The sequence below is a fragment of the Streptomyces venezuelae ATCC 10712 genome (assembly GCF_008639165.1).
Taxonomy (GTDB): Bacteria; Actinomycetota; Actinomycetes; order Streptomycetales; family Streptomycetaceae; genus Streptomyces; species Streptomyces venezuelae.
The window spans coordinates 2,593,252-2,610,360 of sequence record NZ_CP029197.1 but is presented as its reverse complement, the minus strand read 5'-3'; the positions used below and the strand labels follow the sequence as shown (position 1 = coordinate 2,610,360).

Sequence of the window (17,109 nt, the reverse complement as noted above, 5' to 3'; positions counted from 1 at the left end):
CCGGTGGATTCCAGGAATCAGCCACAAGGAGACCGAACCGTGAAGAGCGCCGTGGAGACCCTGAACCCGACCCGGGTTCGGCTCACTGTCGAGGTGCCCTTCGAGGAGCTCAAGGACAGCCTCGACGCGGCGTACAAGAAGATCAACCAGCAGGTCACGGTCAAGGGCTTCCGTAAGGGCAAGATCCCGGCTCGCGTGATCGACCAGCGGTTCGGCCGCGGCGCCGTGCTGGAAGAGGCCGTCAACGACGCGCTCCCGAAGTTCTACACCGAGGCCGTCAACGAGGCCGAGGTCAACCCGCTCGGCCAGCCCGAGGTCGACATCACCGAGCTGAAGGACGGCGAGCTGCTGGCCTTCACCGCCGAGGTCGACATCCGCCCGACGATCGAGATCCCGGACTACTCCGGCATCGAGGTCACCGTCGACGCGGTCGAGGTCACCGACGAGGACGTCGAGAAGTCCGTGGAGCAGCTCCGCGAGCGCTTCGCCTCGACCTCCCCGGTCGAGCGCGCCGCCGCCGAGGGCGACGTCGTCACCATCGACCTGGAGGCCAAGGTCGACGGCGAGGTGCTGCCCGACGGCGTCGCCAGCGACGTGTCGTACACCATCGGTTCCGGCGAGCTCCTCGACGGCATCGACGAGGCCGTCAAGGGCCTGGAGGCCGGTGGCGAGGCCACCTTCACCTCGCAGCTGAAGGGCGGCTCCGCCGAGGGCAAGGACGCGGAGGTCACCGTCAAGGTCACCACCGTCGCCGCCCGTGAGCTCCCCGAGCTCGACGACGAGTTCGCGCAGATGGCGTCGGAGTTCGACACCCTCGACGAGCTCAAGGCCGACAGCCGCAAGCGCCTCGAGAACATGAAGCAGTTCGACCAGGCCACCCAGGCCCAGGAGCGCGTCCTCGACGAGCTCCTCAAGCTGGTCGAGGTCCCGATGCCCGAGAAGCTTCTCGAGGACGAGATCAACACCCGCAAGCACAACCTGGAGCACCACCAGCTCGGCCAGATGGGCCTCGACCTCGCGAAGTACCTGGAGATCCAGGGCAAGACCGAGGAAGAGTTCCTGGCCGAGACCAAGGAGCAGGCCGAGAAGGGCATCAAGACGCAGTTCATCCTCGATGAGCTCGTCAACAAGGAGAAGCTCGACGTCTCCCGCGAGGAGCTCACCGAGCACCTGTTCCGCCGTGCCGCCTCCTCCGGCATGAGCCCCGACCAGTTCGCCCAGGCCGTCGCCGAGGGTGGCCAGGTGCCGATGCTCGTCGGCGAGGTCGCCCGCGGCAAGGCCCTCGCGGTCGTCGTCGAGGCCGCCAAGGTCGTCGACACCAACGGTGAGGTCGTCGACCTCTCCGACGACGAGGACGACGTCGAGAACGCCGCGGAGGCCGTCGAGGCCGTCACCGGCGAGGCCGAGGTCTCCGAGGACAAGTAAGGGCCCCCGCGCCCCGCGCGGACCCTGTTCCACGGGCCCGTACGCACTCCTGTGCGTGCGGGCCCGTGGACGTACGCGGACCCGTTACACGCCCCCAACTACCTTGCGCTCCCAGCGAACAGTTCGGGAACCGGGATGGCGTTGTCCTACCTGCGCGTTAGGGTCCATGAATACGAGGGCAGTGCCCTCCGAACGAGACGCTGAGACGGCCTTGGCCGTCGGAGACGAGCAGGTGGATACGTGACGAATCTGAAGCCTTACGCCGCGGGTGAGCCGTCCATCGGTGGCGGCCTCGGCGACCATGTCTACAACCGGCTGCTCGGCGAGCGCATCATCTTCCTCGGCCAGCAGGTCGACGACGAGATCGCCAACAAGATCACCGCCCAGATGCTCCTCCTGGCCGCCGACCCGGACAAGGACATCTACCTCTACATCAACAGCCCCGGTGGCTCCGTGACGGCCGGCATGGCCGTCTACGACACCATGCAGTACATCCCCAACGACGTCGTGACCATCGGTATGGGCATGGCGGCCTCGATGGGCCAGTTCCTGCTCACCGGCGGCACCCCCGGCAAGCGCTTCGCCCTGCCGAACACCGACATCCTGATGCACCAGGGCTCCGCCGGCATCGGTGGCACCGCATCCGACATCAAGATCCAGGCCGAGTACCTGCTCCGTACGAAGCAGCGCATGGCCGAGATCACCGCGCACCACTCCGGTCAGACCGTCGAGGCGATCATCCGCGACGGCGACCGTGACCGCTGGTTCACCGCGGACGAGGCCAAGGAGTACGGCCTCATCGACGACATCATCACGCACGCCGCGGGCGTTCCCGGCGGCGGCGGCACGGGCGCCTGAGCCCGGCAGACCGCTGCAGAGCCCCAGCCCCCGCCGAACGCCACCAGGACGGTGAACACCCAGATGCAGAACAACCTCTCCCCGAGCGGCCTCTACACCGGCGCGCCGATGGACAACCGCTACGTCGTGCCGCGCTTCGTGGAGCGCACCTCGCAGGGCGTGCGTGAGTACGACCCGTACGCGAAGCTCTTCGAGGAGCGCGTGATCTTCCTCGGCGTCCAGATCGACGACGCCTCGGCCAACGACGTCATGGCGCAGCTGCTGTGCCTGGAGTCGATGGACCCGGACCGCGACATCTCGATCTACATCAACAGCCCGGGTGGTTCCTTCACCGCCCTCACGGCCATCTACGACACGATGCAGTTCGTGAAGCCGGACATCCAGACGGTCTGCATGGGCCAGGCGGCCTCCGCCGCGGCCGTGCTGCTCGCCGCCGGCACCCCCGGCAAGCGGATGGCCCTGCCGAACGCCCGCGTGCTGATCCACCAGCCGTCCGGCGGCACCGGCCGTGAGCAGCTCTCCGACCTGGAGATCGCGGCCCGTGAGATCCTGCGCATGCGCACCCAGCTGGAGGACATGCTGGCCAAGCACTCCTCCACGCCGATCGAGAAGATCCGCGACGACATCGAGCGCGACAAGATCCTGACGGCCGAGGACGCCCTGGCGTACGGCCTGGTCGACCAGATCGTCTCGACCCGCAAGAGCACGGCCGCCGCGGCACACTGACGCCCGACCTTCCCGTGGCACGGTGAGCATTCCGGGGAGCATGACGCATTCCCGTCCATGTGAACCGTGCCAAGGGGGGCCCGAACGGGGGGCCCGGCAAGGTACCGTCGAATATGAGGCACCAGGAGTCGCTGAACCAAGCACTCCCAGGCGAAGGGGAAGCACCTCGTGGCACGCATCGGTGATGGCGGCGACCTGCTCAAGTGCTCGTTCTGCGGAAAGAGCCAGAAGCAGGTGAAGAAGCTCATCGCAGGACCCGGTGTGTACATCTGCGACGAGTGCATCGACCTCTGCAACGAGATCATCGAGGAAGAACTCGCGGAGACGAGCGAGGTGCGCTGGGAGGAACTCCCCAAGCCCCGCGAGATCTACGAGTTCCTCGAGGGGTACGTCGTCGGGCAGGAGCCCGCGAAGAAGGCCCTGTCGGTCGCGGTGTACAACCATTACAAGCGCGTCCAGGCCGGCGAGAACGGCGGCGCGCAGGGCCGGGACGACGCCATCGAACTGGCGAAGTCCAACATTCTGCTGCTCGGCCCCACGGGCTCGGGGAAGACGCTGCTGGCGCAGACCCTGGCCCGGATGCTCAACGTCCCGTTCGCCATCGCCGACGCGACGGCGCTGACGGAGGCCGGCTATGTCGGCGAGGACGTCGAGAACATCCTGCTCAAGCTGATCCAGGCGGCCGACTACGACGTCAAGAAGGCCGAGACCGGGATCATCTACATCGACGAGATCGACAAGGTCGCCCGTAAGAGCGAAAACCCGTCGATCACCCGCGATGTGTCCGGCGAGGGCGTGCAGCAGGCCCTGTTGAAGATCCTGGAAGGGACGACGGCCTCGGTCCCGCCGCAGGGCGGACGGAAGCACCCCCACCAGGAGTTCATCCAGATCGACACGACGAACGTGCTCTTCATCGTGGGCGGCGCCTTCGCCGGCCTGGAGAAGATCATCGAGTCGCGGGCGGGCGCCAAGGGCATCGGCTTCGGGGCGACCATCCGCTCCAAGCGCGAGATCGAGGCGAGCGACCAGTTCCAGGAGGTCATGCCGGAGGACCTGGTGAAGTTCGGGATGATCCCCGAGTTCATCGGCCGTCTCCCCGTCCTCACCTCCGTCCACAACCTGGACCGCGAGGCGCTCCTCCAGATCCTGGTCGAGCCGCGGAACGCGCTGGTCAAGCAGTACCAGCGGCTCTTCGAACTCGACGGTGTGGAGCTGGACTTCGACCGCCCGGCCCTGGAGGCCATCGCCGACCAGGCGATCCTGCGCGGCACCGGCGCGCGTGGCCTGCGGGCCATCATGGAGGAGGTCCTCCAGTCGGTGATGTACGAGGTCCCGTCCCGCAAGGACGTGGCCCGGGTCGTCATCACGGCCGACGTGGTCCGCAACAACGTCAACCCGACGCTGGTCCCGCGGATCGTGAAGAACGACGGCAGGCACGAGAAGTCGGCGTGACGCACTGAGCACGACGCGACGAGGGGGTCCCACCGGCCGGTGGGACCCCCTCGTCACGTGTCCGGTCAGAGCTTGACGCGGATCTCCTTGCGGAGCTTGGCGGCCTGGGTCGCGGCGTCCTCCATCGTGCCGCCCTTGCCGGCCATCAGGTCCGCGATGTTCATGTGCATGACGTAGCCCAGCGTGCTGTGGTCGCTCCAGACGCAGACCGGCAGGGTGATCTCCTTGGGGCCGAGGCCGCTGGAGTCCGCACCGCTGTCCGTCTTCTGCTTGATCTCCTGGCACTTCAGGAGCGCTCCGTCGAGCCCGTCCGGAGTGAACTCCTTCGGTTCGCCGACCAGCTGGGTCTTGCCGTCCTTCTCCTTGGCCGCCTCGGCCTTCATGTTCTCGAAGATCCCGTCGAGGGTCTTCTCCGGGTCGTCGATCTGCCCGTACGCGCCGCCGAACTGCAGCATCTTGCCCGCCAGCGGGTTGGCGTCGTTCTTGACCTGCCAGCTCGCGTTGACGCGCTGCGGGTTCTTCATGCCGAACTTCTCGGCGTCCTTGGTGAAGTCGTCGTCGTCGGACTGGCCGCCCTTGTCCGGCGACTTCTTGTACTCGCCCAGCACCGTCTCCGGCGTCGTCAGCTTGTGCGGGCCGTCGTTCGCGACGGACGCGCCGCCACCGCCGCCGAAGACGAAGTACGCGCCCACGCCGATCGCCGCGACCACCGCGACCGCGCCGATGATCCAGCCGGCCTTGGACTTCTTCGGGGCCGGGGGGTGGGGGACGTAGCCGCCGGGGCCCTGGGGGGCGCCGTACGGGGGCTGCTGGCCGTAGGGGCCGGGCTGCTGGCCCTGCTGCGGGTAGCCGTACGGCGGCTGCTGCGGCGGGACGCCCTGCGGGGCCTGCTGGGGGTAGCCGTAACCGGGCTGCGCGCCGTACTGGCCCGGCTGCTGCGGCTGCTGCCCGTACGGGCCCGGCTGCTGGCCGTAGGGCCCGGGCTGCTGCGGCTGCTGGCCGTACGGGCCCGGCTGGTTGTAGCTCATCGACAGGTTCCCCTCACAGGATGTTTATGCCTACCGAACATCCTGGCGGAACCGCCGGACGGGAAGTGCGGCGGGGCCCACACCGTTACCGAACCAACGCGTTTCAGGACCGGGCCGTGACACCCCTAAACTGGCCCCGTGACCGAGAACACTCAGCAGCAGACAGCGCCCACCACCGAACTGCCGACCACGTACGCGCCGGCCGAGGTAGAGGGGCCGCTGTACCAGCGCTGGGTAGAGCGCGGATACTTCGAGGCGGACGCGAAGAGCGAGAAGCCGCCGTACACGATCGTCATCCCGCCGCCGAACGTCACCGGCGCCCTGCACCTGGGCCACGCCTTCCAGGTGACGCTCATGGACGCCCTGACCCGCCGCAAGCGCATGCAGGGCTTCGAGACGCTCTGGCTGCCCGGCATGGACCACGCCGGCATCGCCACCCAGAACAAGGTCGAGCAGCAGCTCGCCGAGGAGGGCAAGTCCCGCCACGACCTGGGCCGTGACGCGTTCGTCGAGCGGGTCTGGCAGTGGAAGGACGAGTACGGCGGCCGGATCCTCGGCCAGCTGCGCCGTCTCGGCGCCGGTCTCGACTGGTCCCGTGAGCGCTTCACCATGGACGAGGGCCTCTCCAAGGCCGTCCAGAAGATCTTCAAGGACCTCTACGAGGACGACCTGATCTACCGCGCCGAGCGCATCATCAACTGGTGCCCGCGCTGTCTGACGGCCATCTCCGACATCGAGGTCGAGTACCAGGACGACGCCGGCGAGCTCGTCTCCATCCGGTACGGCGAGGGCGAGGACTCGCTGGTCGTCGCCACGACCCGGGCCGAGACGATGCTCGGTGACACGGCCGTCGCCGTGCACCCCGAGGACGAGCGGTACAAGCACCTGGTCGGCAGGCAGATCAAGCTGCCGCTGACCGACCGTACGATCCCGGTCGTCGCCGACGAGCACGTCGACCCGGAGTTCGGCACCGGCGCCGTCAAGGTGACCCCGGCGCACGACCCGAACGACTTCGAGATCGGCCGCCGCCACGACCTGCCCTCGCTCACCGTCATGGACGAGCACGGCGTCATCACCGTCCATGGCCCGTTCCTCGGCCTGGACCGCTTCGAGGCCCGCTCGGCGATCGTCGGCGCGCTCAAGGAGCAGGGCCGGATCGTCGCCGAGAAGCGCCCGTACATGCACTCCGTCGGCCACTGCTCGCGCTGCAAGACGACCGTCGAGCCGCGTCTTTCGATGCAGTGGTGGGTCAAGGTCGGCCCGCTGGCGCAGGCCGCCGGTGACGCCGTCCGCGACGGCTCCGTCGAGATCCACCCGAAGGAGCTCTCCCGGCGCTACTTCGACTGGGTCGACAACATGCACGACTGGTGCATCTCGCGCCAGCTGTGGTGGGGCCACCGCATCCCGATCTGGTACGGCCCCGAGGGCCAGGTCGTCTGCGTCGGCCCCGACGAGGAGCCGCCCGGCACCGAGGCCGAGGGCTGGACCCAGGACCCCGACGTCCTGGACACCTGGTTCTCCTCCGGCCTGTGGCCGTTCTCCACGCTCGGCTGGCCGGAGAAGACCCCGGACCTGGCGAAGTTCTACTCGACCGACGTCCTGCTCACCGGCCACGACATCATCTTCTTCTGGGTCGCCCGGATGATGATGTTCGGTCTGTACGCGATGGACGGCGAGGTCCCCTTCAAGACCGTCGCCCTCACCGGCCTGGTCCGCGACGAGTTCGGCAAGAAGATGTCGAAGTCGAACCCGAACGCGGTCGACCCGCTGGACTGGATGGACGCGTACGGCTCCGACGCCGTCCGCTTCACCCTGGCCAAGGGCGCCAACCCGGGCGCGGACGTCCCGATCGGCGAGGACTGGGTCCAGGCGTCCCGGAACTTCGCCAACAAGATCTGGAACGCGACCCGTTTCGCGATGATGAACGGCGCCACGATCGAGGGCCCGCTGCCGGACGCCTCCGAGATGTCCGCCACGGACCGCTGGATCCTGTCCCGCCTGAACGAGACGGTCGCCCAGGTCGACGCGTACTACGAGGACTTCCAGTTCGCGAAGCTCAGCGAGTCGCTCTACCACTTCGCGTGGGACGAGGTCTTCGCCTGGTACGTCGAGCTGTCGAAGACCACGTTCTTTGCGGGCGGCGAGGGCGCCAAGGTCTCCGGCCGGGTCCTCGGTGAGGTCCTGGACGTGATGCTGCGGCTGCTGCACCCGATCGTCCCGTTCGTCACGGACACCCTGTGGACCACGCTGACCGGCGGTGAGTCCCTGGTGATCGCGGACTGGCCGAAGGACAGCGGTTTCCGCGACAAGGCCGCCGAGCAGGAGATCGAGCTGGTCCAGCGGGTCGTCACCGAGGTCCGCCGCTTCCGCAAGGAGCAGGGCCTCCAGGACGCCCAGAAGGTGCCGGCCCGGCTCACCGTCGACGGCACCCCGCTGGTCGCCCACGAGGCCGCCATCCGCCAGATCCTGCGCCTCCAGCCGGAGGGCGAGGGCTTCGCCGCCACCGCCACCCTGCCGGTCGCCGGCGCCACGGTCGCGCTCGACCTGTCGGGCACGATCGACGTGGCCGCGGAGCGCAAGCGCCTCGCGAAGGACCTCGCGGCCGCGGAGAAGGAGAAGGCCCAGGCGAACGGCAAGCTCGGCAACGAGGCGTTCCTGGCGAAGGCCCCGGACAACGTGGTCGACAAGATCCGTGGCCGCCTCGCCAAGGCGGACGAGGACATCGCCCGCATCGAGGCCCAGCTGGCGAACCTGCCGCAGCAGTAGGCACGTACGCGGAAGGGCCCGGGACCGGCATGGTCCCGGGCCCTTCCGCGTACGGCGGTCAGGACTCCGTGGCGACCGGGCCGACGCCCGCCGTCTCGGCGTTCCGCCGGGTCTTCGCCCAGCCCGTGCGGCCGCGCAGCAGGCGGACGAAGCCGCGCGCCGAGACCACGAACAGGTGGTACGCGTACAGCCAGAGCGCGAGGCCCCAGAGGAGGCCCTTGATCCGGGAGCGGTCGGGGGCGAACTCCCGCCGGTAGACCGGCCCCCAGAGCACGAAGGGGACGATGGACACGACGGCGAGCGCGAGGGCGAGCGGCCAGGCGGCGAGCAGCACCTCGGCCGCGCCGCCGCCGGTCAGCAGGGCGACGAGCATGACCGCGGTCAGGACGAGGGTGGCCAGGTGGGCGAGGGGCTGGCCGAAGGTGTAGAGGGATTCGAGGACGCCGGCCGCCCGGTAGTGGCGGGATCCGACGATCCGGCCGGTGTAGCGGACGCACTGGATGTTGCCCTGCGCCCAGCGGGTGCGCTGGGTGAGGAAGCGCCGGGTGTACGGCAGGGCCTCCTGGCTGACCCAGGTGTCGGCGACGTGGGTGACGCGGTAGCCGGCGAGCCGCATGTGCAGGCCGAGTTCGTAGTCCTCCAGGAGGGCGTCCCGCTGCCAGGGGCGGCGCTCGGCCGCGGCGATCCGGTCCAGGGCGGTGAGCCGGGTGAACTGGCCGTTGCCGCCGAGGCCTACGGAGCCGGTGCGGCGGCGCAGCAGCTGCATGCCGGTGTTGGAGACGGCGAACTCGGCGTCCTGCATGCGGATGAGGAGCCGGGCGTAGGCGTTGGCGAGCCGGCCCCGGTGTTCCAGCGGACGCTCGTCGTCGACGTTGCGCATGCGGACGCCGATCTGGACGCCGCCCGTCTCGGGGTCGCCGAAGGCGTCGGGGCCGCTGACGTGGGTGAGCGCGTCGGGGGAGACCTGGCCGTCGGCGTCGACGACACAGACGATCACGCGGGCGCGGTCCGGTGCCGCACCGAGGTGCTCGTTCAGGGCGGTGTACGCGGCGTTGAGCGCGGCGCCCTTGCCGATCCGGGCGTCGGGGCGGCGGCGGGAGACGAGGTGGACGGCCGGGTCGCGCTCGGCGAGCGAGGCGACGATCGGGCCGGTGAGGTCGTCGCTCGCGTCGTCGATGACCCAGACGTGGCCGCCGGGGAAGTCGGTGCGGAGCCGGGTGACGGTGGTGGCGATGACGGCCTCCTCGTCCCGGCAGGGCACGAAGAAGTGCCAGTCGTACGCGGCCGGGTCGCCGGCCTCGGAGGGGCGGCGCCGGGCGTAGGAGTGGCGGGCGCCCGCCCAGTACAGCAGGAAGCAGGCGAGCAGGAGGAACGGGAAGGCGTACAGGAGGAGGTGGAGGCTCATGGGGGTGTCCGGGTTCAGGCCGCGACGGCCGGGGCGGTTCGGGGGGCCGGGAGCGCCGGTTCGGCGGGGGCCGGCAGGCCGCCCCGCTCGGCGACGAGGTCACGGAGCAGGCCGGCGATCCGGTGGGAGGCGGTGCCGTCGCCGTACGGGCTGGGGAGGGTGCCGAGGCGGCGCAGCCCGAGCCCGCCCTCGGCGAGGCGGCGGCGGGCCGCCGTGCCGATGCCCGGGCCGGGGGTGACCAGGTCGGCGAAGTCGGTGAGCGATTCGGGGCGTTCGGTGGAGCGGCGGACCACGACGAGGGGGCGGCCGAGGACGGTCGTCTCCTCCTGGATGCCGCCGGAGTCGGAGACGATCAGGGCCGCGTGCCGGGCCAGGGCGAGGAAGGTGCCGTAGCCGGCCGGGGGCAGCACGGTCAGTCCGTCGAGGAGCGGCAGCAGACCGGCCGCCTCGATCCGGGCGCGGGTGCGGGGGTGCAGGGGGAGGACGACGGGGAGGTCGCGGGCGAGCGCGGCGAGCTCCGTCAGGACGGCGGTGAGCGCGGCGGGGTCGTCGGTGTTCTCGGGCCGGTGCACGGTCGCGAGGACGTACCCGTCGGGGGCGAGACCGCTGACGGCGAGGAGCCTGGCGCGCTCCTCGGGCGGCGGGAGGTGGTCCTGGACGGCCTCGACGACGGTGTTGCCGGTGACGGCGATGCGTTCGTCGGCGATGCCTTCGGCGAGCAGCAGCGCGCGGTTGTCGGGGGTGGCGGCGCACAGCACGTCGGCGAGCCGGTCGATGAGGACCCGGTTGTGCTCCTCGGGCATGGCCCGGTCGTGGCTGCGCAGGCCGGCCTCCACGTGGACGAGCGGGAGGTCGCGGGCGTTGGCGGCGAGAGCGCCGGAGAGGGCGGCGTTGGTGTCGCCCTGGACGACGACGGCGAGCGGCGGGTCGGCGGCGAAGCGCTCGTCGAGCGCGGTGAGCGCGGCGGCGACCTGCACGGCCCGGGGCTGCCCGCCGACCCCGGTCAGATACTCGGGCTCGGGGAGCCCCAGTTCGTCGAGGAAGTCGCCGGAGAGCGCGTCGTCGTAGTGCTGACCGGTGTGCACGACCCGGGCGGCGGGGCCGAGGGCCCGGATGAGCTCGGCGAGCTTGACCAGCTCGGGCCGGGTGCCGAGGACGACGGCGACGCTGCGGGCAGGGAGTGTCTTCATGGCATCGACGGTGCCGGGCGACGGTCGCGCGCTCTGGTGGCCCATGGTTGCGGGACGGTTGTCATGGGGTGCGGCGGGGCGGCTCGGGACCTCCGGCCGGGCCGTCCGGCCCGGGGTCCCGGGGACTTTGGTCCCGGGACGGCCGTGGATCAGCGGGCCCGTCGCCCGTCAGGGGAGCTGTCGTAGCGGTAGCCGAGGCCCCGGATCGCCTCCAGCGGGTCCCGGGAGGCGGGGCCGCCCGCCGTGCGGAGCTTGCGGCGGAGCCGGAGGACCGCGAACTTCACCCGGTCGCGGCCGATGGACGTGGGGTCGTCCCAGACCTGGTCGAGGAGCTGTTCGGTGGTGACCACCCGGCCCCGGTTGCGGACCAGGAGCTGGAGGAGGCGGTACTCGATGTCGCTGAGGCGGATCTCGCTGCCCTGCCAGAGCGCGGCCCGGCGCTCCGGGACCAGCCGGAGGTCCTCCCCGACGGATTCGCCGGCCCAGCTCCCGGGGCCCGACCGGCGCAGCAGGGCGTCGACGCGGGCCAGCAGCTCCGGGTGGGCGAACGGCTTGACCAGGTAGTCGTCGGCGCCCGAGCGCAGCCCGCGGACCCGGTCGTCGACGTCGCCGAGGCCGGAGAGGACCAGGACGGGCAGGTCGCTCATGTCCCGGGTGCGGTCCAGCACCTGCCAGCCGTCCAGCTCCGGGAGCAGCAGGTCCAGGATCATCAGGGCCGGGCGCTCGGCGAAGAGGAGCCGCAGGCCCTCGCGGCCGTCCTCGGCGACGGAGACCTCGTAGCCGCGGCGGGCGAGGAGGACCCGCAGGGCCAGGCCGAGGTCGGGGTCGTCCTCGACGACCAGGAGCCGGGTCATGAGGCGCGCCCGGGGAGGGGCAGCCGTACGGTGAACACCGCCCCCGGCCGGCCGTCGTGGTCCCGGACGGTGATCGTCCCGCCGTGCAGCCGTACGGTGTCGAGCGCCCCGGCGAGGCCCAGGCCGGTGCCGGGGTAGCCGCCGCGCCGGGCGTTGGGTGCCCGTACGAAGGGGGTGAAGATCTCCTCGTGGTACTCCAGCGGGACGCCGATGCCGTCGTCCCCGACCTCGATCGTCCAGTGGTCGTCGGCGGCCTTGCCGACCACCTCGACCCGGCCGTCCTCGGGGGTGAAGCGCAGCGCGTTGCCGAGGAGCTCTTCGAGGGCGCCCGTCAGCATGCCCGCGTCGGCGATCAGCGGCGGTCCCGTCACGGGGCACTCGGCGGTGATGTACGGCCCGGCGCCCTCCGCCCGCTGGAGCGCCTCCAGGACCACCCGCTCGATCAGCTCGTGGACGAGGACCTGCCCGAGCCGGGGCTCGGCGACGGGTCCGCCGCCGGCCGTCCTCGGCAGGTTCTCGGCGACCGACCGCATCCGGAGCGCGTTGCGGCGGATGGCGTCCACGTACGAGGCCTGCTCCTGGCTCAGCGGGCCGCCGGCCGGATCGAGGAGCAGTTCGGCGAAGCTGAGGACGGTGGAGAGCGGGGTCCGCAGCTCGTGCAGGGCCCGCCCGGCGAAGGCCGCCCGGTCGTCGGCGAGCGCCGCCAGCTTCCGCACCTGCTCGTACAGGCCCTCCTCGGCCTCGCCGCGCCGGGTGACGTCCTCGATCAGCCACAGATGGCCGAGGAGTTCCTCGCCGTCGAGGACCGGGGCGCGCCGGCGGCGCAGCGTCCTGCCGTCCTTCAGGTGGTAGTCGGTCGTGCGGGTGACGGGCCCGTGGGTCCCGCTCTCCTCCAGGAGCCGCCGCCGCTCCTCCGGCCGGGCGAGCAGCCCGGCCACGTGGTCGACCACGTGGTCGCGGGGGGTGCCGGGGGAGAGGTCGAGGTCGGTCAGCCGGAGGAGCGCGGTGCAGCGGCGGTTGACCCGGACGACCCGCAGATCCCGGTCGAGAAGGAGGGCGGCCTGGGGGAGCGCGTCGAGGAGCGAGGCGGCGAGCGACAACTGCTCCGGGGAGACTTCGTGCACGATCCCGAGTCAAACATCAAAGGGGACGAAGTGCCCGATGTCACATCAGACGGGACTTCAGGTCCACGGCGTCGGGACGAAAGACCTTGGATGATGGAAGGCATGCTCCGCCTCCCCACCGTCCCCGCGCTGCGCCGTTGCGTGGACCGGTGGGCGGGCTCGCCCCGCGCCCTCGACGTCGTCGCCGCGCTCAGCGCCTTCGGCCTCATGGTGCTGGACGTGCCGGGGCTCGCCCGCGCCGACAACTCCCTCACCGGGGTCACCGCGACCCTCGTCCTCGCGGCCGGGGCCGCGACCCTGGTGCTCAGGCGCCGGCTGCCCTGGCTCCCGTACCTGGTGGCACTCGGCCTGATGGGCTGGCTGCACGAACTGACCATGATCCAGTTCGCGCTGTACTCGATCGGCCGGTACCGCGGGCGGCGCGCCGCCACCGCCGCCACCCTCCTCTACATCGCCGTCGCCTACGGGCTCTTCCTGACGCCCGGCTGGCCCGCCCGGCACGGCGACACCCTCAGCGACTTCCTGAGCCTGGTCGTTCCGATCGGCGTCCTCGCCGCAGGCGTCGGCATCGCCGCCTACCGGCAGGACCTCGTACGCGCCCTGGAGGTCCAGCGGCGCGAGGCCGCCGCCCGGCAGGCCGTCCAGGAGGAACGGATCTCCGTCGGCCGGGACGTGCACGACCTGGTCGGACGGGAACTGACCGTCCTCGCGGTCCGCGCCGAGGTGCTCGCCGTACGGGCCAGGGGCGAGGCCCACCGGAAGGACTTCGAGGAGCTCGCCGACACCGCCCGGCGCGCCCACCTCATGCTCAACGAGACGATCGTGCGCCGCGCCGACCGGGACGCGGCCACCCCCGGCCTCGAAGGGCTCGCCGCCCTCGCCGGGGAGAGCGAGCGGATGGGCAGCCCCGTGGAGCTGACGGTCGCCGAGGAGGCGAAGGCGCTCTCGCCGCTGCGGCAGGCGGCGGTCCACCGGGTCGTCCAGGAGTGCCTGACGAACGCCGCCAAGCACGCGCCCGGCCTGCCGGTGACGGTGACGATCACGGTGGAGGGCCCCGATCTGCGGATCGAGGTGCGCAACCCGCTGCCCAAGACCCCGCCGGACCCGGCCCCCGTCTCGACCGGCACCGGCCTGTTCTCCATGGAGGAGCGGGTCACCAGCATGGGCGGCACCCTGAAGGCCCGCCCGGAGGGCGACGGCTACGCGGTGACGGCGCTGCTGCCGACGGGGCTCCCGAGGTAGTTCACCGCACCGTCTCCGCCTTCCCCAGCACCCGCTGGAGCCCGTCGAAGTCCTCCACGCACCGGCCCGAGCCGAGCGCCACGCAGTCCAGCGGCTCGTCCGCGACGAAGACCGGGATGCCGGTCGCCGAGGCCATCCGCAGGTCGAGGCCCGGCAGCAGCGCCCCGCCGCCGGTCAGGACGATGCCGTGCTCCATGACGTCGCCGGACAGCTCGGGCGGGCACTCCTCCAGGGTCACCCGGACCGCCGCGATGATCGCCTCCACCGGCTCGTCGAGCGCCGCCCGCACCTCCGGCACCGTCAGTTCCACCGTGCGGGGCAGCCCGCTGACCTTCTCCCGGCCCCGGACGGTGAACGTCCTGCCTTCCCGCTCCTCCTCGCCCGGCACCGGCCAGGCCGTGCCGATGGCGACCTTGACGTCCTCGGCGGTCCGCTCGCCGATCAGCAGCGAGTGCTCCTTGCGGACGAAGTCCGTGATGGCCGCGTCGAGGCGGTCGCCGCCCACCCGCAGCGACTGGGCCGTGACGATCCCGCCCAGCGAGATCACGGCCACCTCCGTCGTACCGCCGCCGATGTCGACGACCATCGAGCCGCGCGGGTCGGAGACCGGAAGACCGGCGCCGATCGCCGCCGCCATCGGCTCCTCGATGAGGTGCACGGCCCGGGCGCCCGCCGAGAGCGAGGCGTGCACGATGGCCCGCCGCTCGACCTGGGTGACCCCGCTCGGCACGCACACGACCATCCGGGTACGGGGCCGGCGGCGGCCCGGGACGGCCTTGCGCACGAAGTGCCGGATCATCTCCTCGGCCGCCTCGTAGTCGCTGATCACACCGTCCCTGAGCGGGCGGATCGCGGTGATCGAACCCGGCGTCCGTCCGATGGTCTCCTTCGCCTCCGTGCCGACCGCGAGCGCGTGCCGCGAGCCCTCCTGGACCGCCACCACGGACGGTTCGTTGAGCACGATGCCCTGGCCCCGTGCGTAGAGGAGCGTGTTGGCCGTGCCGAGGTCGATCCCTATGTCCATGATCGCCAAGTTTGCCGGGACGGTACGGCGGACGGTGGACCGAAAGTCCCGAATGGGGTGGGTCCATGGTCCTGTCGGTACCCCTCCGTAGACTGGGCCCGTGAGTGAGCCGAGCGACCAGAGCGACGACCAGTTCGACGACATCGTCGACGCCGAGACAGACCGAGACCCCGACCTGGCGGTGATCGAGGCGGGCAGCCGCACCCTGCGCACCCAGGGCGGCCCGCCCCCGGGCGACCCCGTGCCGAGCCGCCCGGAGGACCCCGAGCTCGACAAGGCGCTCCGCGAGGTCGAGACCGAGCTGTCCACCCGCTGGGGCGAGACCAAACTGGAGCCCTCGGTCACCCGCATCGCGGCCCTGATGGACGTCCTCGGCGAGCCGCAGCGCGCGTACCCCTCGATCCACATCACCGGCACCAACGGCAAGACCTCGACCGCCCGCATGATCGAGGCCCTGCTCGGCGCCTTCGACCTGCGCACCGGGCGGTACACCTCGCCGCACGTGCAGACGATCACCGAGCGGATCAGCCTGGACGGCGCCCCGATCTCCGCCGAGCGGTTCATCGAGACCTACCAGGACGTCAAGCCGTACGTGGAGCTGGTCGACGCCCAGCAGGAGTACCGGCTCTCCTTCTTCGAGGTCCTCACCGCGATGGCCTACGCGGCCTTCGCGGACGCCCCGGTCGACGTGGCCGTCGTCGAGGTCGGCATGGGCGGCACCTGGGACGCGACGAACGTCATCGACGGCTCCGTCGCCGTCGTCACCCCGATCGACCTGGACCACACCGACCGGCTCGGCGGGACGACCGCCGAGATCGCCGCCGAGAAGTCCGGGATCATCAAGCAGGACGCGACCGTGATCCTGGCCCAGCAGCCGGTGGACGCGGCGCAGGTCCTGCTGAAGAAGGCCGTCGGGGCGGACGCGACGGTCGCCCGCGAGGGCATGGAGTTCGGCATCGTCTCCCGCGAGGTCGCGGTCGGCGGCCAGCTTCTCACCCTGCGCGGCCTCGGCGGCGAGTACGACAACGTGTTCCTGCCGCTGCACGGCGCCTACCAGGCGCACAACGCGGCGGTGGCGCTCGCCGCGGTCGAGGCCTTCTTCGGGATCGGCGCGGAGCACGCCCGCACGCTGGACCCGGACACCGTCCGCAGGGCCTTCGCGCAGGTGGCCTCGCCGGGCCGGCTGGAGATCGTCCGCTCCTCCCCGACGGTCGTCCTGGACGCCGCGCACAACCCGCACGGCGCGCGGGCGACGGCGGAGGGCATCAGCGAGGCCTTCGGCTTCTCACGGCTCATCGGCGTGGTCTCGACGAGCGGGGACAAGGACGCCAAGGGCTTCCTGGAGGCCTTCGAGCCGATCTTCGCGGAGGTCGTGATCACGGCGAACTCCAACCCCCGGGCCACCGACGTGGACGCGCTCGCCGCGGTCGCGGTCGAGGTCTTCGGCGAGGACCGGGTCGTCGTCGAGCCGCGTCTCGACGACGCGATCGAGGCGGCCATCACCCTCGCGGAGGAAGAGGCCGAGTTCGGCGGCGCGGGTGTCCTGGTGACCGGTTCGATCTTCACGGTCGGCGATGCCCGGCTGCTGCTGCGGAGGGGCTGACTCCCATGCGTACGCTCTGTTCCTCCACGCTCATCGGCGAGTTCTTCGTCATCGGCTTCGCCGGGCTCGTCGCCATGAAGGACGACGGCCTCGCGATGTCCACCGTCTGGTGGGTCTGCGGTGTCGCGATGGTCGTCTCGGTGCTGCTCTGCGGGATGGTCACCCGCCCCGGCGGTGTGCAGCTCGGCTGGGCCCTGCAGATCGGCCTGATCCTCAGCGGTTTCGTCGTGCCGACGATGTTCTTCCTCGGCGCGGTCTTCGCCGGCCTGTGGTGGGCCTCCGTTCACTACGGGCGACGGATCGACGACATCAAGGCACGGTGGGCCGAGGCACAGGCCGCGGGGGCCTCGGCAGGGCCTGACGCTGCGTAATCGAGGGGCGTGCGGGGCCTGTAGCCTCGGAGGTCCCGCAC

At 71.2% G+C, this 17,109-nt stretch carries 14 protein-coding genes; 8 read left to right on the top strand and 6 right to left on the bottom strand.

What is annotated here, in order from left to right:
- The first annotated feature begins 39 nt into the window (after window positions 1-39).
- From tig to clpX, 4 genes are all read left to right on the top strand, one after another.
- Window positions 40-1,425, top strand: coding sequence for a trigger factor (gene tig, locus DEJ43_RS11915; protein ID WP_015033608.1), 1,386 nt, complete (start codon window positions 40-42; stop codon window positions 1,423-1,425).
- A gap of 240 nt (window positions 1,426-1,665) precedes the next feature.
- The gene (locus tag DEJ43_RS11910; RefSeq protein ID WP_015033607.1) at window positions 1,666-2,283 is read left to right on the top strand and encodes an ATP-dependent Clp protease proteolytic subunit; all 618 of its coding nucleotides are present in this window, start codon (window positions 1,666-1,668) and stop codon (window positions 2,281-2,283) included.
- Window positions 2,284-2,346: 63 nt separating this feature from the next.
- Window positions 2,347-3,009, top strand: coding sequence for an ATP-dependent Clp protease proteolytic subunit (locus DEJ43_RS11905; protein WP_041663865.1), 663 nt, complete (start codon window positions 2,347-2,349; stop codon window positions 3,007-3,009).
- 168 nt (window positions 3,010-3,177) lie between these two features.
- Window positions 3,178-4,461, top strand: a complete 1,284-nt coding sequence (gene clpX, locus DEJ43_RS11900) for an ATP-dependent Clp protease ATP-binding subunit ClpX (protein WP_015033605.1) — start codon at window positions 3,178-3,180, stop codon at window positions 4,459-4,461.
- Between the two features lie 65 nt (window positions 4,462-4,526).
- Here clpX and DEJ43_RS11895 read toward each other — a convergent pair whose 3' ends face one another.
- A complete protein-coding gene (locus DEJ43_RS11895; RefSeq protein WP_015033604.1) occupies window positions 4,527-5,489 on the bottom strand; it encodes a hypothetical protein in 963 nt (320 codons plus the stop codon).
- Window positions 5,490-5,627: 138 nt separating this feature from the next.
- Between DEJ43_RS11895 and DEJ43_RS11890 the strand changes: the two genes are divergently transcribed.
- Window positions 5,628-8,255 (top strand): valine--tRNA ligase, encoded by a 2,628-nt coding sequence (locus DEJ43_RS11890; protein WP_015033603.1) that lies wholly within the window; start codon window positions 5,628-5,630, stop codon window positions 8,253-8,255.
- A 58-nt stretch (window positions 8,256-8,313) separates the two neighbouring features.
- On the opposite strand, the gene DEJ43_RS11885 is transcribed toward DEJ43_RS11890, so the two are convergent.
- The 4 genes from DEJ43_RS11885 to DEJ43_RS11870 all read right to left on the bottom strand — a co-directional run bounded on the left by DEJ43_RS11885 (window position 8,314) and on the right by DEJ43_RS11870 (window position 12,828).
- Entirely contained in the window at window positions 8,314-9,660 is a 1,347-nt protein-coding gene (locus DEJ43_RS11885; RefSeq protein ID WP_015033602.1) for an XrtP-associated glycosyltransferase, read from the bottom strand.
- Window positions 9,661-9,674: 14 nt separating this feature from the next.
- Window positions 9,675-10,850: a non-hydrolyzing UDP-N-acetylglucosamine 2-epimerase gene (wecB, locus tag DEJ43_RS11880; RefSeq protein WP_051026051.1), complete on the bottom strand. Its 1,176-nt coding sequence runs from the start codon at window positions 10,848-10,850 to the stop codon at window positions 9,675-9,677.
- A 149-nt stretch (window positions 10,851-10,999) separates the two neighbouring features.
- Complete coding sequence (locus tag DEJ43_RS11875; RefSeq protein WP_015033600.1) at window positions 11,000-11,704, bottom strand: response regulator transcription factor; 705 nt, start codon at window positions 11,702-11,704, stop codon at window positions 11,000-11,002.
- The gene (locus tag DEJ43_RS11870; RefSeq protein ID WP_015033599.1) at window positions 11,701-12,828 is read right to left on the bottom strand and encodes a sensor histidine kinase; all 1,128 of its coding nucleotides are present in this window, start codon (window positions 12,826-12,828) and stop codon (window positions 11,701-11,703) included. The genes DEJ43_RS11875 and DEJ43_RS11870 overlap by 4 nt, the downstream gene beginning before the upstream one ends.
- A 102-nt stretch (window positions 12,829-12,930) precedes the next feature.
- Here DEJ43_RS11870 and DEJ43_RS11865 point away from each other — a divergent pair, with 102 nt between their 5' ends.
- Window positions 12,931-14,070, top strand: a complete 1,140-nt coding sequence (locus tag DEJ43_RS11865) for a sensor histidine kinase (protein ID WP_015033598.1) — start codon at window positions 12,931-12,933, stop codon at window positions 14,068-14,070.
- Window position 14,071: 1 nt separating this feature from the next.
- On the opposite strand, the gene DEJ43_RS11860 is transcribed toward DEJ43_RS11865, so the two are convergent.
- Window positions 14,072-15,094, bottom strand: coding sequence for a rod shape-determining protein (locus DEJ43_RS11860; RefSeq protein WP_015033597.1), 1,023 nt, complete (start codon window positions 15,092-15,094; stop codon window positions 14,072-14,074).
- A 100-nt stretch (window positions 15,095-15,194) separates the two neighbouring features.
- Between DEJ43_RS11860 and folC the strand changes: the two genes are divergently transcribed.
- Both folC and DEJ43_RS11850 read left to right on the top strand, forming a co-directional pair.
- The gene (folC, locus tag DEJ43_RS11855) at window positions 15,195-16,697 is read left to right on the top strand and encodes a bifunctional tetrahydrofolate synthase/dihydrofolate synthase (protein WP_015033596.1); all 1,503 of its coding nucleotides are present in this window, start codon (window positions 15,195-15,197) and stop codon (window positions 16,695-16,697) included.
- A 5-nt stretch (window positions 16,698-16,702) separates the two neighbouring features.
- Window positions 16,703-17,068 (top strand): DUF4233 domain-containing protein, encoded by a 366-nt coding sequence (locus tag DEJ43_RS11850; RefSeq protein WP_015033595.1) that lies wholly within the window; start codon window positions 16,703-16,705, stop codon window positions 17,066-17,068.
- The last annotated feature ends 41 nt before the right edge of the window (window positions 17,069-17,109 follow it).

What these genes read in the sequence shown, in the direction of transcription:
- DEJ43_RS11905 (WP_041663865.1), top strand. Translation starts at nt 2,347, where the DNA reads ATGCAGAACAACCTCTCCCCGAGCGGCCTCTACACCGGCGCGCCGATG.
- DEJ43_RS11875 (WP_015033600.1), bottom strand. Translation starts at nt 11,704, where the DNA reads ATGACCCGGCTCCTGGTCGTCGAGGACGACCCCGACCTCGGCCTGGCC.
- DEJ43_RS11860 (WP_015033597.1), bottom strand. Translation starts at nt 15,094, where the DNA reads ATGGACATAGGGATCGACCTCGGCACGGCCAACACGCTCCTCTACGCA.
- wecB (WP_051026051.1), bottom strand. Translation starts at nt 10,850, where the DNA reads ATGAAGACACTCCCTGCCCGCAGCGTCGCCGTCGTCCTCGGCACCCGG.
- DEJ43_RS11885 (WP_015033602.1), bottom strand. Translation starts at nt 9,660, where the DNA reads ATGAGCCTCCACCTCCTCCTGTACGCCTTCCCGTTCCTCCTGCTCGCC.
- DEJ43_RS11895 (WP_015033604.1), bottom strand. Translation starts at nt 5,489, where the DNA reads ATGAGCTACAACCAGCCGGGCCCGTACGGCCAGCAGCCGCAGCAGCCC.
- DEJ43_RS11865 (WP_015033598.1), top strand. Translation starts at nt 12,931, where the DNA reads ATGCTCCGCCTCCCCACCGTCCCCGCGCTGCGCCGTTGCGTGGACCGG.
- DEJ43_RS11850 (WP_015033595.1), top strand. Translation starts at nt 16,703, where the DNA reads ATGCGTACGCTCTGTTCCTCCACGCTCATCGGCGAGTTCTTCGTCATC.